General features: G+C 36.6%; 15 protein-coding genes. 3 read left to right on the plus strand and 12 right to left on the minus strand.

What is annotated here, in order from left to right; all coding sequences use genetic code 11:
* Positions 1-15: 15 nt before the first annotated feature.
* Both OQZ33_RS16960 and OQZ33_RS16965 read right to left on the minus strand, forming a co-directional pair.
* On the minus strand, positions 16-2,679 hold the full coding sequence (locus OQZ33_RS16960) for a TonB-dependent receptor (protein WP_265800326.1): 2,664 nt from the start codon (positions 2,677-2,679) through the stop codon (positions 16-18).
* The gene (locus OQZ33_RS16965) at positions 2,676-3,629 is read right to left on the minus strand and encodes a GLPGLI family protein (protein ID WP_265800327.1); all 954 of its coding nucleotides are present in this window, start codon (positions 3,627-3,629) and stop codon (positions 2,676-2,678) included. Before OQZ33_RS16965 ends, OQZ33_RS16960 begins: the two co-directional genes overlap by 4 nt.
* Positions 3,630-4,295: 666 nt before the next feature.
* On the opposite strand from OQZ33_RS16965, the gene rplU reads away from it, so the two are divergent.
* Positions 4,296-4,607 (plus strand): 50S ribosomal protein L21, encoded by a 312-nt coding sequence (gene rplU, locus OQZ33_RS16970; protein WP_010601215.1) that lies wholly within the window; start codon positions 4,296-4,298, stop codon positions 4,605-4,607.
* A gap of 51 nt (positions 4,608-4,658) precedes the next feature.
* Positions 4,659-5,066 (plus strand): 50S ribosomal protein L27, encoded by a 408-nt coding sequence (rpmA, locus tag OQZ33_RS16975; protein ID WP_265800329.1) that lies wholly within the window; start codon positions 4,659-4,661, stop codon positions 5,064-5,066.
* Between the two features lie 319 nt (positions 5,067-5,385).
* On the opposite strand, the gene OQZ33_RS16980 is transcribed toward rpmA, so the two are convergent.
* The 5 genes from OQZ33_RS16980 to OQZ33_RS17000 all read right to left on the minus strand — a co-directional run bounded on the left by OQZ33_RS16980 (position 5,386) and on the right by OQZ33_RS17000 (position 11,461).
* Positions 5,386-6,360 (minus strand): polyprenyl synthetase family protein, encoded by a 975-nt coding sequence (locus tag OQZ33_RS16980; RefSeq protein ID WP_265800331.1) that lies wholly within the window; start codon positions 6,358-6,360, stop codon positions 5,386-5,388.
* A 45-nt stretch (positions 6,361-6,405) separates the two neighbouring features.
* Positions 6,406-8,538, minus strand: coding sequence for a ribonuclease R (gene rnr / locus OQZ33_RS16985; protein ID WP_265800332.1), 2,133 nt, complete (start codon positions 8,536-8,538; stop codon positions 6,406-6,408).
* 505 nt (positions 8,539-9,043) lie between these two features.
* Positions 9,044-10,747 carry an ABC transporter ATP-binding protein gene (locus OQZ33_RS16990; RefSeq protein ID WP_265800333.1) on the minus strand — a complete coding sequence of 568 codons (1,704 nt, stop codon included), beginning with the start codon at positions 10,745-10,747 and terminating at the stop codon, positions 9,044-9,046.
* Positions 10,748-10,852: 105 nt separating this feature from the next.
* On the minus strand, positions 10,853-11,248 hold the full coding sequence (locus OQZ33_RS16995; protein WP_322975087.1) for a ribonuclease H-like domain-containing protein: 396 nt from the start codon (positions 11,246-11,248) through the stop codon (positions 10,853-10,855).
* Positions 11,249-11,251: 3 nt separating this feature from the next.
* Entirely contained in the window at positions 11,252-11,461 is a 210-nt protein-coding gene (locus OQZ33_RS17000; RefSeq protein WP_265800334.1) for a hypothetical protein, read from the minus strand.
* A 110-nt stretch (positions 11,462-11,571) separates the two neighbouring features.
* Here OQZ33_RS17000 and OQZ33_RS17005 point away from each other — a divergent pair, with 110 nt between their 5' ends.
* Positions 11,572-12,069, plus strand: coding sequence for a DUF1579 domain-containing protein (locus OQZ33_RS17005; RefSeq protein WP_265800336.1), 498 nt, complete (start codon positions 11,572-11,574; stop codon positions 12,067-12,069).
* 36 nt (positions 12,070-12,105) lie between these two features.
* Here the strand turns inward: OQZ33_RS17005 and OQZ33_RS17010 are convergent, their stop codons facing one another.
* The 5 genes from OQZ33_RS17010 to OQZ33_RS17030 all read right to left on the minus strand — a co-directional run bounded on the left by OQZ33_RS17010 (position 12,106) and on the right by OQZ33_RS17030 (position 15,843).
* Complete coding sequence (locus OQZ33_RS17010; protein ID WP_265800337.1) at positions 12,106-13,002, minus strand: DUF72 domain-containing protein; 897 nt, start codon at positions 13,000-13,002, stop codon at positions 12,106-12,108.
* A 1-nt stretch (position 13,003) separates the two neighbouring features.
* Entirely contained in the window at positions 13,004-13,369 is a 366-nt protein-coding gene (locus tag OQZ33_RS17015) for a DUF5615 family PIN-like protein (RefSeq protein WP_265800340.1), read from the minus strand.
* Positions 13,350-13,586, minus strand: a complete 237-nt coding sequence (locus tag OQZ33_RS17020; protein ID WP_265800341.1) for a DUF433 domain-containing protein — start codon at positions 13,584-13,586, stop codon at positions 13,350-13,352. The genes OQZ33_RS17015 and OQZ33_RS17020 overlap by 20 nt, the downstream gene beginning before the upstream one ends.
* An 88-nt stretch (positions 13,587-13,674) precedes the next feature.
* Positions 13,675-15,063 (minus strand): arginine decarboxylase, encoded by a 1,389-nt coding sequence (locus OQZ33_RS17025; RefSeq protein WP_056850254.1) that lies wholly within the window; start codon positions 15,061-15,063, stop codon positions 13,675-13,677.
* 480 nt (positions 15,064-15,543) lie between these two features.
* Entirely contained in the window at positions 15,544-15,843 is a 300-nt protein-coding gene (locus tag OQZ33_RS17030; protein ID WP_265800343.1) for a hypothetical protein, read from the minus strand.
* Between the last annotated feature and the right edge of the window lie 240 nt (positions 15,844-16,083).

Genomic DNA, 16,083 nt, shown 5'->3' on the forward strand with positions numbered 1-16,083 from the left:
ACCAATTGGATCTATTTAAAAGCTGAATGTCGCTTTTAGCATCGCCACCCTTCCAGGGATAAGATAAGTTCCTGTGGTGAGAGAATTTGCCGAAATGTAAATGGCATCGAATTGTTTGATGTTCGCTAAGTTTGTTACCCCAAATTCAAGATCTGTTTTAAACTTCAGTATTTTGTATTTTACATTTGCGTCGGCAAATAGATAATTCAAATTCGATTGGCTGGCCTGGTGTGTAAATAAATGTTCAGCAGATAAATTCAGGTAAACATTACTAACGGTGGCGATAGCCAGCGATGTTTGTTGCCTTAATTGCTGAAAATTGGTAGTGATTGCATTTGCAACCTCAGCTTTGTTATTGGTAACGGAGTAAATAGCATTGTACGACCAGTTCATAAACTTCGTCAACTTAGCTTCAATTCCTGCTTTGTACGACATTGTTTGGGTATTGAATGGTAAAAGTTCATTATTTTGAAGTTGGGTATATCTACTTTCTGAATAGTTAAGGCTGGCATTAGCTGTGCTTTTCAAAGCGAAAATATATTTGCTTGCGTTTGCAGTGACGAACAGATTTTTTACATGATTTTGTAACGGTAATACCATTCGCTGTTGAATATTATTACTCAAGCTGTAAGACGAAATAGTATTAAGTTTAGTGTTGCTGTATCCCGCTGACGTATTAAAAAAAAACATCTGCATGGCTCTCCTAAAGTTAAACTCGCCGCGAAAGCTATGTGTTTCTGATTCAGAAATGGGGGCATTATTTGCAAATAACGAACGGTAGTTTTTTAAAACTGTGCCACGGTACACGTCATCAATTCCACCGAGATCGTTTTTATAGAAGTAGTTAGCAGAAACATAGTTTTCGATCCCTGTTTGGTATTTAATATTCAAGGATGGATTTAGAAAAAGTTTAGTCAAACTATTATTCAAGGCATTTACCGGATCGTTGTAGTTGATATGGTTATAACTAAAAGGCAGAGTCAATGCTGCTTTTAGTTTATCATTGGTGTATTCGTAAGTGGCATCAGCGTAAGCTCGTCCTTTAAACCAGTTTAAATCATTTACTGTATTCTGCGAAACGAGTTCGGAAGTTTGATCTTTCTGGATACGATAAAGTTCAGAATCTAAATTTTGCTGCTGAAGATTAAACCCCACCTTAAAGGTTTGGGCGAAACCACCCTTAACAAAAGCAAATGAAACGTAATTGTTAGTGTACCAAGTGGGCAATTTGACATATTGATTTAAGCCCAGATAACTATTACCATTATTAAGGATGTCGGCATTTAAACCTGGCGAAATATTCAAAGTTTCTGGTTGCGATGTCTTGTTTAAATAGGAGTAAAGGTTAATTATATTTTCGGATTTTAATTTCTTGCGGTAATTGAGCTCATTAGAAATATCGAAGGTTTTTTGCCATAAATCTTGCTTCGCCGCCACATTATTGATAGAGAAAGCTGAAGTGGTTTTAAATGGCAGGTAATCTAAAGAGAAATTATTGTTAAAGTAATCATTTTCTGCGTTCTTGTTCAAATTAAACTGCGCTCTTAATTTCTGCGGGTTAGTCTTATTGTTCTGAAACTCGGTGTAACTAAAAATTTGATTTCCTAAATAAGTTTCTGAAAACTTATTGTATTGTTGCCTATGGTCATCGTAGAGGTAAGAAATGTTTGCCCTTAACTGTAAATCCTGATTAAACTTATATAAACTATTGAGATTTACAACACCAGCCTTGTTGAACAGATATCTGCTTTGAGGCAATGAAGGTACTCCGGCTACGCCGGTAGATAGTAAGCCATTTGGTTTAGTATTATCTAAACGTTTCTGGTAGTCAGAAAAATTGTGGGAGGTTAAATCTATACCTGGGTCAATGCCAATGTTGTTGCCCTTAATGTTGTTAATAAACTTCAATTTTTTGTTGAACAACATCGCGGTTAAGTTTTCATCAAAGCGATTTGGTGCTCCAGCACCTATGGTAGCGTCGCCCATTACCCTTAGTTTCGCCTCATCTTTAAGCACGAGGTTTAGTGCAACATCATCACTCATATTGTTTTTGCGCATCATTTTAATCGGCTGATCATTTTGGATCACTTGTACTTTATCAACCGCACCCTGTGGAATGCTTTTCGTACCGATATTATACTTGTCATCAAGCAAGTTGTCACCATCTATATACAAATTAGAGATGGATTTGCCATTATAGCTAATTTTTCCATTTTCTGCCACTTCAATACCTGGCATTTTTTTAAGTACATCGCCAATAGTACGGTCTTGCTTATCTACAAAATCGGATGTTTTATAGTTTAGTGTATCTCCTTTAGTGGTTAACAGGGGACGATTTTTGACTATGACCGTTTCTAAATTAGTTTCGCTTGCTTGTAAAACCAGATCCTGATTCCTGTTAATATCCTTAATAGCAATGCTTTGTTTTTTATAGCCGATGCTCGATGCTTCAATGCGATAACCAATAATCTGCTCATTTTTAACGACTAGGTTAAACGCACCGTTTTTATTCGTCCTGGTAAAACTAATTATATTTCCTTCATTATCTTTTAGGTTCACATTTACAGATTCGATAGCCTTGCCTGTATAGTCTTTCACACTTCCTTTGATGATTTTTTGAGCAAAAGCTACTGCTACACCAGAAAAAAACATCAGTGTAATCAAAATGACCGCTCTCATTTTTTCTCAGGAATTTCTATAGGATTATTGATTTCAGGCTTAATTATTGGCTGACCGATAGGCGTAGATACGCTTCTTTTAAAGGTTCCTTGGATGCCATTTGCAGCCATTTGAGCTTGCATAAAGCCTTCAGGGTCTTTATCTCGGGCTGCTTTAAGTTTATCAAGATCCTTTCGCGTTGTTTTTATCGCATTGGCAGGCAGTCTAATTTCCGACCCTAAGTAAGCGGTATTAGTTTCTATTCCTGCAATTCGCAGAGTTCCTGTTGAACCATTTGGCATGGTAATTTTTTGATCTCCATCTGAAGCATTTTTCGCATCATCTGCGATTACGTTTTCAAGTCCGGCAAATTCAAATTTTACTTCTTTCTTTTCATCATACGCCTCAATTATTAAACCTGGTAAACCATTTAGTTTCCACGGACCGCTTTGAAAAGGAATATCGGTAGCGTACCAGGCAATCCAATTTCTGCCTTTAAAATTAGCCGTGGCTTTTTGGCAAGGGATACCCGAAAAATTCATGGTATCTTTTGTTATCTTCCAACCTATTTGTGGCGCCGTTTCTTCAATCAAATAATTATTAAGCAGTTTTTCTTTGCTAAACATTTTACCTTCGTTGGCAAAAAAGAAATAATCTACAGCGGAGGTTGGCGATTTCATTTCACTTTTAATTTCGATTTTCATGCTATTGCTGCCTGTTTGGTTTTTAATCTGCTCTTCAATTTGCTTTTTCGCATTTAAAGCTTGATTCAGTTTATCATAGCTTGTATACACAGAAGCGTTTTTTCCAGTAACCAGCAACATGTTTTCTTTGTGCGGCTTGTCTTTTTGTGTGGTGTCTTGAATGTGGGTATAGGTGTATCTCACTCTGGCAAGTGCCTTATCAGGGTTTTGAGCAAATGTTGAAATGGCAAATAATGCCATCACTGAGTAGATGAGGATGCTTTTCATAAATTTGGTGCAGCTAAGTTCGTTATTTAATTTTCGTAAATCTACGAAATATTCGTAATAAAGAAAGTAGTTTAACATTTTTTAACTAATAGCAAGTTTTTAGTTTAAGCGTTTTGATTTGGAAATGAATGTTTGGTTGTTTGCTGCGGTATTCAGTCCCGCTTTCACTGCAATCTTTTAAACAACTTCTATCATGCTGGCACGAAGCATCTGTTTATAAGTTGCAGATGCTTCGTGCCTCAGCATGACAAAAGTATTTAAGGTAATGTACTTAAAAAGTATTTTCGTTCAATCCGGTTTATAAACAAAGGCATGTTTTCTATAGCAGCGCATTTAATAAAATTGTTTGTAAAGTGCGAGGGGGAGGGAACAACAGTTTGAAATACTGGCCTGCGTAAAATAAACCTGATGGTAATGAAAAGCCCGAAGCGCAGCGAGGACTTGGAATAAACAGTAGGGCAGGAGTAATCTAATATATTCAAGGTTTTGCTTTCCAAATCGTATCAAAAAGATATTACAATTCGATCTTGAAATCCGGTAATCCTATAAATCTTGGTTTCGTAGGATTATAGTTAAAAATATTTTCGATATGTGTTTGTGTGTTAATTGAATTTGTTCTATATTTGCACCTCGTTAAATAAAAATTAAAAAACTAATATTTAAACAATGTACGCAATAGTAAATATAGCAGGGCAGCAATTTAAAGTTGCTAAAGACCAGCACCTTTTTGTACACAGATTGCAAGGAGATGAAGGCGCTAGTATTGAATTTGATAATGTATTGTTGGTTGATAATGGTGGTGCAATCACTGTAGGAGCTCCTGCGGTTAAAGGTGCTAAAGTTTCAGCTACTATCGTATCTCATTTAAAAGGTGATAAAGTAATCGTTTTCCACAAAAAACGTAGAAAAGGTTACAAAAAGAAAAATGGTCACCGCCAGTTTTTCACAAAGATTCAGATTTCTGATATCACGTTATAATTCATTAGTTAACCAATAATTCGCTTTTAGCGAGTTAAAAAATATAAAATCATGGCACACAAAAAAGGAGCCGGTAGTTCGAAAAACGGACGTGAATCGCATAGTAAGCGTTTAGGTATTAAAATTTTCGGTGGTCAGTTAGCGATCGCTGGAAACATTTTAGTACGTCAACGTGGTACAAAACACCATCCAGATAAAAATGTTGGTTTAGGAAAAGACCATACATTATTCGCTTTGATTGATGGTACTGTAGTTTTCAGAAAGAAACAAGATAACAAATCTTATGTATCTGTTCTTCCTATCTCTGATGCTGAAATAGAAGAAGCATTAACTAAAAAACCAGCTGTTAAAAAAGAAGCTGCTGCTGTAGAAGTTCCTGCTGAAGCTGCTGCTAAAAAAGCACCTGCTAAAAAAGTTAAAAAAGACGAAGCTACTGAAGAAGCTGCTGTTGCAGAATAATTAATTAGTACTAATCGATATTTGAAGAGTCCTGATGAAAATCAGGACTTTTTCTGTTTATAGGAAAATGTATAACTTATCATCTGCTACAATTGACGACCGTTCTTAACATTATTTATATTGATTTTTGTGAAATAAATTATCCCTCAGCTTGACTGGGCATCTAACTAAAATAGAAGAGCATTTCTGTCTTCTATTTGCATTACGATTCCCGTTTTCACGAGAGTTACGATTTATGAAGTATCGTTTTCTCTATTGAAATATAAATTATTTTGCAACAACCCCTTTCTAAATAATCAAAATGAAGACGTTATATGTGCTAGTATTCTCTAGCCATTAGCTGATTAGTTAATGTGAGCAGATTGTTTTTTTGCTCAGTGCTCACATTAATTTGCTCAAAAAAGTTTAATGCCTTGTCCAGGTAGCTATTCATCGTTTGTTTAGCAATATTTTGAATATCCAAAGTATTGTAAACTGAAGTTACTGTTGCGACTTTTTCCTTAATGTCAAAATCTTTATAACCCGTCCAGGTATCTAAAGACTCCTTGATGTCGCCTTCTGCCAGTTCAAATGCTTTTAGTAGTAAGAATGTTTTTTTGTTTGCGATAATGTCTCCGCCAACCTGCTTTCCAAACTTTTCAGGATCAGCATAAACATCCAGAATATCATCCTGTAATTGAAAAGCAATTCCGATGTTTTCTCCAAACTGGTAAATCAAATCAGCATCTTTTTCTGAAGCCCCTGCAATGATCGCACCTAACTTTAAAGCGCCACCCAGCAGAACTGCCGTTTTTAACCTGATCATATTGATGTATTCTTCAATACTAACATCATCACGGCTTTCAAATTCCATATCGAGTTGCTGTCCTTCGCAAACGCCTTGAGCCGTTGCGTTAAAAGTATCTAAAACATCTTTCAGGAAGATTGGATTAACCTTGGCTAGGTTTTTATTTGCCTCAACCATCATCACATCTCCACTTAAAATAGCCGTATTGGTGCTCCATTTCTCGTGTACGGTTGCTTTGCCCCGACGCAGAGGCGCATTATCCATTATGTCATCATGCACCAACGTAAAGTTATGAAAAACTTCAATTGCCATGGCTGCATGGATGGAGTCGTGAGCATCCTTACCAAATAGTTCGGTTGCCATTAAAACCAGAAGTGGCCTAACTCGTTTTCCGCCCAGGTTAATGATATAAGTTATCGGATCGTAAAGCTGTTTAGGCTGATCAGGAAACTTTAAATTTTTTATTGCTGTATCTAAGATTTGTTGTAGTTGTTCTGTTGTATGCATCTTTTACGTAAACACGGTGTCTTTGGGCACGAATGTCTTAAATTATTAATCAGGAATAAGGGTGAAATCAATTTGTCGTTTAGAAAGGTCGACTTTCTTTACCCGAATCATCACTTCATCACCAAGTTGATATTTTTTCTTTTTTCTTTGGCCAACAATGCAATAATTTTTCTCATCGAGTACATAAAAATCGTCAGAAATATCACGTAAACGAATCATTCCCTCACATTTATTTTCTTCGATCTCAACATACATACCCCATTCGGTAACTCCAGAAATAATCCCTTTGTATTCAGTACCAATATTGTTTTCCAGGTATTCGGCTTGTTTGTATTTAATTGATGCTCTTTCTGCATCAGCAGCACGTTTTTCCATTGCAGAAGAATGAGCACATGCTACTTCGTAAAATTCTGCATCAGCAGATTTACCACCATCTAAATAGGTTTGGAGCAGCCTGTGTGCCATTACATCGGGGTAACGACGGATTGGTGAGGTAAAGTGGGTGTAGTATTCAAAAGCCAGGCCATAATGACTCGTCTTTTTAGTTGAATAAATTGCTTTCGCCATTGACCGGATGGCCAATGATGTTAATATATTCTGCTCTTTCTTTCCTTCTACATCAGCCATTAAATGGTTGAGCGATTTCGCTATTTCCTTATCCGATTTCGTATTGATTTTATAACCGAAACGGGATGCAAATGTGGCGAAAGAGGTGAGGTTTTCCATATTTGGCGAATCGTGAACCCGGTAAACGAAAGTTAGTTTCTTTTCGCCCTTTTGCTTTTTAGCCACAAATTCTGCCACTTTTCGGTTGGCTAAAAGCATATAATCTTCAATTAATTTGTGTGCATCTTTCCGCTCTTTTACATAAACTCCGATTGGTTTGCCAGATTCATCAAGCTTAAACTTTACTTCGGTACTTTCGAAACTGATGGCACCATTTTTAAATTTACGATCACGCAAAATATAAGCAAGCTCGTTAAGTTTTAAAATTTCTGTGGCGTAATCACCAGCTTTATTTTCTATTACTTCCTGCGCCTCTTCATAGCTAAAACGTCTATCAGAATGAATGATAGTCCGCCCGTACCATTCAGCTTGAATATTGGCCTGCTCATCGAGTTCAAACACTGCAGCAAAACACAATTTGTCTTCATTTGGACGAAGCGAGCAAACGCCGTTACTTAAACGTTCTGGCAACATTGGGATTACGCGATCAACCAAATATACCGACGTTGCACGACTGTAGGCTTCTTTATCTAAATCAGTTCCCTGAATAACATAATGAGAAACATCAGCAATATGAACCCCAATTTCATGGTTTCCATTCGGAAGTTTCTGATAGGAAATAGCGTCATCGAAATCTTTAGCGTCTGCAGGATCGATGGTGAAAGTAAGTATATTTCTAAAATCTTTACGCTTTGCAATTTCTTCCGCAGGAATTTCCTCGGGGATTGCATTTGCCTCTTTTTCTACCTCTGGTGGAAATTCTAACGGAAAACCATATTGAGCCAAAATAGCGTTCATTTCGGTGTTGTTTTCACCCTGGTTCCCTAATACATGTTTTACAATACCAATAGGATTCTTAGCGCTTTCCGGCCAATCAGACAAGGTTACTAAAACCCGTTGACCGTTTTTTGCATCCAACGTATCAGCCAATGGTACAAAAATGTCATGCATCATCTTTTTATCGTCAGCGATAACAAATGCAAATCGATCGGATATTTTAATTACACCCGTAAAATCTGACTTGGCCCGTTTCAGGATTTCTACAACCTCGCCTTCATTTTTTCGTCCACTTTTTTTGGCAAATACATAGGCTTTGACGGTATCGCCATGCAACGCATTTTTCAATTTCCTAGGCGCTACGAAGACGTCTTTCTCAAATTCGTCTTCCGGAACGATATAGGCAGAACCATCAGCGGTCATATCGACAGTTCCGATTATAAAATTCTGAAGATCTTTAAGCTTGAATTTCCCTTTTTCTGGTTCAAGGAAAATACCGGCGCCTTTGCCTTCTTTTAATATTTCAAGGATGGTTTCTCTTGATTCCTGATCATTAAGATTTAATTTAGCTGAAACCTGTTTATAGTTAAGAACCTGATTGTTGTTTTTTTCAAATACATCACTAACCAATTGATTTAGAACCAATTTTATATTTGCCGATTTCTTCTTTGCCATACGCTAAAACTGAATTTACCGAAGATACAGAAAAGATATAAACGATGGTTAATGTGTGGTGTAAAATGGATGACGAATGACGTAAATAAACACTGAAATTTAAGACATAATAGCTGGAATTAATAAGGTTGCGGTATAGCCATTATTTATCTCACATCATTACATTTTCAAGAAAGAGCCGAGGCAAATGCATTAAAATAATTTTGTCTTGGCCAGATAGGCCTTCCGCTTTTTCTTGATAAAAAGCCGAGCAAAAATCAAGGCTTGCCATTATTTTGGTAAAAATTTGTCAAACCACAATGAAAATAATTTGAGGACTCCCTCTGCTTTTATGCCACCACACGGCTGAAAATTATTTTGGACACTGCAGTTTGAACGGTTTTTAAATTGGTTTCAACGTTTTTCCCTCAAAATAATGGCTAGGACAATGCGCTTTTGGCTGTTGTAGAGATATTATTTAAATACATCCATACGTAGTGCTCAGTTGTAATACGTTTGCCCTGCATTAAGAGCCAGGTATCGCCTCAATTAGTTTTTCGGTGTATGCTGCCTTTGGTGCATAGAAGATTTGTTCCGGAAAACCTTCCTCTTCAATTTTACCTTTATTCATTACTAAAATACGATCTGATATATGTTTCACCACCGCTAAATCATGTGAAATGAAAATGTATGTCAAACCGAATTCGCGTTGAAGATCTCTAATTAAGTTCAGTACTTGCGCTTGTACAGAAACATCCAATGCCGAAACGGATTCATCACAAATAATGAATTTTGGTTCTAAAGCCAAAGCTCTGGCAATGACCACACGCTGCCGCTGCCCACCGCTAAATTCATGGGGATAACGGTTAAAATGCTCCTCTTTTAAACCTACCTTGTTCAATAGTTCCAGCACTTTTTGCTTTCTTTCTGCATCATTTTTGTATAAACGATGTACTTGCAGGGGCTCTAAAATTGATTGGCCAATGCTAAGTTTTGGGTTTAAGGAGGCATATGGATCTTGGAAAATAATTTGAATATCTTTTCTTAATTTCCTCAATTCAGATTTGCTGATTTTTGTGATATCTTGACCGTTGAACATGATACTTCCTGATGTAGGTTGAATCAATCGTAAAATTGTCCTGCCAAGAGTTGTTTTACCACAACCAGATTCTCCGACCAAGCCTAAAGTTTCTCCGGGAAAAACCTCAAAATTAATCTGGTCTACTGCTTTCACGTAATCGAAGGTTTTTCCAAACAGACCATTGTGAATGGGATACCAAGTGCAAAGTTCTTTAACCTGAAGCAAAGGTTTTTTAGCGTAAAGTAATGCTCTACGTGAGGCAATTTCTTCTTCCGTTAACTGGTTAGATGCGTTGAGGTGTGCATTTGCATCGGCAATTTTTCCGGTTAAAAAATCGGCTACAACCGGCAATTTCTTCAATTGCAAGCTAGGAGAGGGGCGACAAGCTAGCAAGCCTTTCGTGTAAGGGTGTTGAGGATTTTCAAAAATTGATTTTGCTGGCCCTTGCTCGACTATTTCGCCTTTGTACATTACAGCAACCTCATCTGCAATTTCATTTACCACACCTAAATCATGCGAGATAAAAATCATGGCCATGTGCCGCTCTTCTTTCAGCTTTAAGAGCAATTGAAGAATGGTTTTTTGAACCGTAACATCGAGGGCAGTGGTAGGTTCATCAGCAATTAAAAGTTTTGGGTTGCAGCTTAAAGCCATTGCAATCATCACCCGTTGTTTTTGTCCACCAGAAATTTGATGCGGGTAACTATCAAATATTTTTTCTGGTCGCGGCAATTGAACCTCATTAAAAAGGTCGATAGTTTTTTCTTTAGCAGTTTGTTTATCAACTTTTTGGTGAAGTATGATGGCTTCTGCCACTTGCTCGCCACAGGTAAAAACAGGATTCAATGAAGTCATTGGTTCCTGAAAAATCATCGAAATCTGATTTCCCCTTATCTGACGGATTTCATTTGAACTTAAGTTGAGCAAACTGATATCTTCAAAATCAATATCGCCGGTAATTTTAGCCGAGCGTTCATCATGCAAACGCATAATGGAAAAAGAAGTTACGGATTTGCCCGATCCAGATTCTCCAACAATACCCAAAACAGTTCCTTTTTTAACGTTAAAACTGATTGTTTTAACTGCTTTAAACCAGGTTTTTTCTTCTTGATTGTAGAAATCGATATTTAGATTTTCAACGTTTAGCATCAGGATACAATGGTAATGTTTTCTGCTGAAATAATATCCATTCCTTTAAATTTTAGTAACACTTGAGCAGTAGTCACTACATCTTTTTGGCAATAGGTTACAATTCTATCCAAATTTTTGCTCTTCATAATAAACCTGCCTAACCTGGCTTCCATCAATGTCGTCTTTTGGCGATGGAATATTCAAAATTGTAGCTAATAAATTCAACGAAGTGAAGTGTTTATGATCGCCAAACTTCCACATTTCCATGGTATCCAGGTGATTAATTTCCCAGGGTTTCTTACCTGAGATATCTAGTTGAGTTGGAATTTCTAAGCCGTTGATCAGCAGTCGTCTGCAGATATAAGGATAATCAAATTCTTTTCCGTTATGGGCGCAAAATGCCAATGTAGGCACTTGCCTGTTAATTAGGTTAGAAAATTCTGTTAAAATTTCTTTTTCGTCGTGGCCATAAAATGATTTCAGACGTAAGGAATACGATTTTTTTTGATAGCTGAAAATCCCTTAACTGATACAGATGATCTTTCCAAATTCGGCTAAGATGCCAGCTCGCTCGTAAAATTCGTCTGCGCTTTGATCAGCTGTCCTTTGAAAATGCGTTTTCTGCTCCAAAAGCTCTTGTAAATGAGGAGGAACATCACTGAAGGATGGATATTGAGGAACTGTTTCAATATCTAATACTACAACCTGACTTAAATCGAGCGTTTTTAGCATGAATCAAGATACTAATTTTATGAATAATCAAAAAGCAATACCGAATTTTCAGTGAAAATATCTTCAATTAATCAATCTAACAATCTGATAATATTTTTTTATGTTTGAGTATGGCAAAAGGTAAATTTGAGCAATCGCTAGAAGATGGTGCTCACCAGAAACTAAAAGATATTGTTGGCAGTTGGAAAGGAACAGCTAAAACCTGGTTCGAAAGCGATGTATTAGCAGATGAGTCTCCTGTCGAAGCTGAAATAACTTCGATTTTGGATGGGCGTTTCATTTCATACGATTATCAAAGTAGTTTAAACGGAAAGCCTTTGGAAGGTAAGATGATTATTGGTTTTGATATTCCATACCAGAAATTTACCTTCAGTTGGATCGATAGTTTCCACATGGGTACACAGATTATGCAAGCTACGGGTGAAGCGACAGAAAAAGGCTTTTCTATTTTAGGTTCATGGGGAAACCCCGAATATGGCGACCAACTTTTTGGCTGGCGTACAGAACTGGAAATTGTTAGTGCAGATGAAATTGTTTTTTCTGCTTATAATATTATGCCAGGAGAGGAAGAGGCGAAAGCAATTGAGGCGGTATACAAACGCATTTAACCTCGCAGGTTTTTAAAACCAGCGAGGTTTTTCCATTTAAAACAGTGATGGAGGATTTGAATTAGCCATTACCGAAATTTTTAATTCTGTTCCGACAGCTTTATTCAACTTTTCTGTAAAATAAGCTGAAAATAAGGGTGATGAAAGCTCAACATTCTGGTGTACGAAAAAATAAAGATTTTCAAGCCCCTGCTTTTTCCATTCCACAATTCTACCTATCCAGTCGTCTAAGCGTTTTTTGTCAATCACATCATCATTTGCCCCAACAAAACGTACAAAAGCGGTTGGTGTTGTCAACCTCATGTGCAGCATGTCTCTTCTACCAGCGGTATCAACAATGATATTGGCCACTTTATTATCTTCGAAAAGTGTAGCAAACTCGCCGGCAATAGTCGGGTTAGAAAACCACTCTGCATTTCTCACTTCAACACCTAACGGAATCACTTTTGGAAACTCTTTCACTACAATTTTCAGTCGCTCGAAGTCTTTCGGTTTAAAGTTATCATGCAGTTGAAGAAAAGCCATGCCCAGTTTGTCTTCAAAGTTACTGATCGCATCAGCGAATTGTTCAACAGGTTCTTTAACGTTAATTAGCCTTTTAAAATGACTCACCGTGTTGGTTAATTTAGGGAAGAATTTAAAGTCAGCAGGTGTTTTTTCCTTCCAGGTAATCACCTGTTCACTGCTTGGCATTCCATAAAATGTGGCGTTTAATTCAATCGAATTGAATTGTGTAGCATAATAGATTAACTCATCTTTTGTTCCCTTCGGATAAAATCCTTTTAAATCTGCTTTATTCCATTTGGCGCAACCCACATAAGCCTGAAAATTTTGTTGAGGTTTATTTGTTGCTAAGATTCCTGCTGTTTCAGGGGCATCTGCGGGGAGGGTGAAATCTATAATCGAAGGGTCGTCTACTTTACCGAATTGCATATTAATCTTTATTTATTTCAAATATATCTAAATCTCCATAGATAAGTTGATGGATAGCATCAAAAATTTTAGCTCTTGATTTTTGGTAAAGAACCTTATTGGAACAATTCCCAGAAGCTAAGAAAATCAACTTGGGTGGAGTGCCTTTCCATGCAACTAGTTCACGAAAATCAATATCCTTTGAAATAATTATTACCTTACTTCTATTTTGAGCTAGATGGTAGATTTCGAGATCTGATGTATTGGCAAGCTTAAGAAAGTGAAATGAAATACATTTGATTTTGATTTCATCCATTAGCCATTTTGAAATTATGGGAGATATATTTTCATCTATACAGAATTCCCAATCATTCGCAGATGTATTCATCCCTAAGTTGTTTCGCACTAAAAAGCAACGCCGCCTTTATGTCATCAACTTCGAGGATGGGATGCTCCTCTAAAATTTGTTCGTGTGTCATTCCTGACGATAAAAGTTCGATAATATCGATAACTGTAAATCGATTACCTCTAATTGTTGGCTTTCCGCCCATTAGTCCAGGGATGAATGTAATTCTTTCCAATAATTTACTTTCCTCACTTTTCATAAATAAATATACAAAATATTAGGACAAAAAAAAGCACCAAGTATAAACTCGGTGCCATTTACAGAAACTTTTGTTCGTTGCGGTAAATTTAATAACCCAGTATCTTCAAAACCTGCTTGCTATTCTGTTCTTCACCAAAAACTTCGAAGTTGAAGCTTTCATCGCGGTTTCTGCGAATAAGCACATGTTTCGGACTAGGCAACAAACAATGATGTATACCGCCGTAACCGCTTAATACCTCTTGATAAGCTCCGGTGTGAAAGAAACCAAGGTATTGAACTTTACGTGTTTTCGGCATAAATACACTGTTCATGTGCGCCTCCTGATTATAATAATCCTGTCCGTCGCAAGTGATGCCGCCTAAGTTAACACGCTCATATTCAGCATCCCAGTTGTTAATTGGCAGCAAAATGTACTTTTGGTTTAATGCCCAAACATCTGGTAAATTGGTAATGAAAGAACCATCCAACATCAACCAGCGCTCACGATCATTTTGTTGTTTTCTACCTAAAACTTTGTATAAAATTCCGGATGCTTCTGCAACCGTGTATTTACCAAATTCAGTAATAATATCGGGTTCCATCACATCATGAATGGCACAAATTTCTTTAATCCTTTTTACAATTTCGTTTACCATGTACTCGTAATCGAAATCGAAAACCAAGGAATCTTTAAATGGCATACCGCCACCAATATCCAGGGTATCTAAGTCAGGATTAATCTTTTTAAACTTGCAGTAAAGCGTTACATACTTCTCTAGTTCGTTCCAGTAATATGGCGAATCCGTGATACCAGAATTAATGAAGAAGTGCAACAACTTCACACGGAAATTAGGATTATGAACGATTTTGTTGTTGTAAAAATCGATAATATCTTCCATCCGCACCCCTAAACGCGAAGTATAAAACTGCGAATCAGGCTGCTCTTCAGCTGCGATACGGATACCAAGATTACATGGGGTATCAATGTCAACCTCATCATCAAATAGGTTAAATTCCTCCTTATTATCTAGAACGGGGATGATATTGGTATAACCATCATGCAACATATCAATAATATATTGCTTGTACTGGTAAGTTTTAAAACCGTTGCAAATAATGGTTGTATCCTTAGTTAAATGACCTTTTTTCTCCAAAGCATCAACCATAGGCATATCAAATGCAGATGAAGTCTCAAGGTGAATATTATTCTTCAATGCCTCCTCTACAATGTGGCGGAAATGCGAACTTTTTGTACAGTAGCAATACTTATAATCGCCGCGATAATTGTTTTTTAAAATGGCAGTTTGGAAAAGAATTTTCGCTTGCTGAATCTTCTTAGTTACCATTGGTAAGTAGGTGAAACGTAGGGGAGTACCGTAGGTTTCAATCATTTCCATCAGGTTTAAATCCTGAAAATATAATTCATCATCTATCACATCAAAGCCTTCTTGTGGAAAGCCAACGCTTAGATCGAGAAATTCTGAGTAACTCTGCATTTACTTTTAAATAATTTTTGCAAAAATGTAATTTTAAATCGAGAATTAATCCTTATTAAAAATATTTTTACTGTAGAGAAACGCTTTAGTTTTACACAGAATATTTCGGCAGTGAGTTTCTAAAATATACTTTCGAGCAATGTGTAAGGTTATTTTCCATAAGTGCTCATATTTTCCCGCAGATTGAGAGGATTTACGCAAATTTTAAGTCATTTAATTTGCGAGAATTAGTTTAAATCTTCGAGAGAAAGCTTTTTTCGATTTGGAAAGCAAAACCTTATATAATTTTAATGTTAGTCCCGCTTTCCGTTTTATTCTCCCGATAGAAGAATCGGGATTCATGTTCACTTCAATCAGGTTTAGTACTAATCCGATTGTACAGCTATTCACGTCCAAAGGTATCTTGTCAAGGAAAATTAAGGTATTAATCTCAGTATTGTACCATATTGCTTTTCCTTTATTTCAGTATCAGACAGAATTTCAAAAATCGAACTTCATCTGATCCGTGCTAACCTTTAAATTTTTGCCGTTAATCTTATACGTTCCCCTATAAATTATATCCCCACCAGTTGCAATATCAACTACACCATCAGGTTTTAATGTTACTCCCCAGCCTCCATCATAAGGATTTGAAGGGTCAGGTTTGAAACCCACTTCCGCAAACCGCTTCTCTTCATTTATTGTTAACTGATCCTTTTTGCAGCCACAGAAAAATATAGATAACGTTAAGATGAAAGCTGCGATGGGTAATATAGTGATTGAGAAAAATTTAGACTTCATGATTTTAGGTTTAATTCATAATCAAAACGATCACTGTCGTGTGAATGCTACATTCTTTGCGAGATTAATTTTAAGTGCCATGGAATCAGCAAATTGAAATTATTTACATTTATTTTAAAGTAATTCCTGACTTGTCCAAATTAGGTCAGCAAATTTAGTTTCTCTATTATTTTTAAAATTTCGTTTGTTGAACTGGCTCTCATAGTGATTTCTTTGCCTGTAATTTTATTTTTTAACCTT

Origin of the sequence: Pedobacter sp. MC2016-05 (genome assembly GCF_026239735.1) — a bacterium.
GTDB lineage: Bacteria > Bacteroidota > Bacteroidia > Sphingobacteriales > Sphingobacteriaceae > Pedobacter.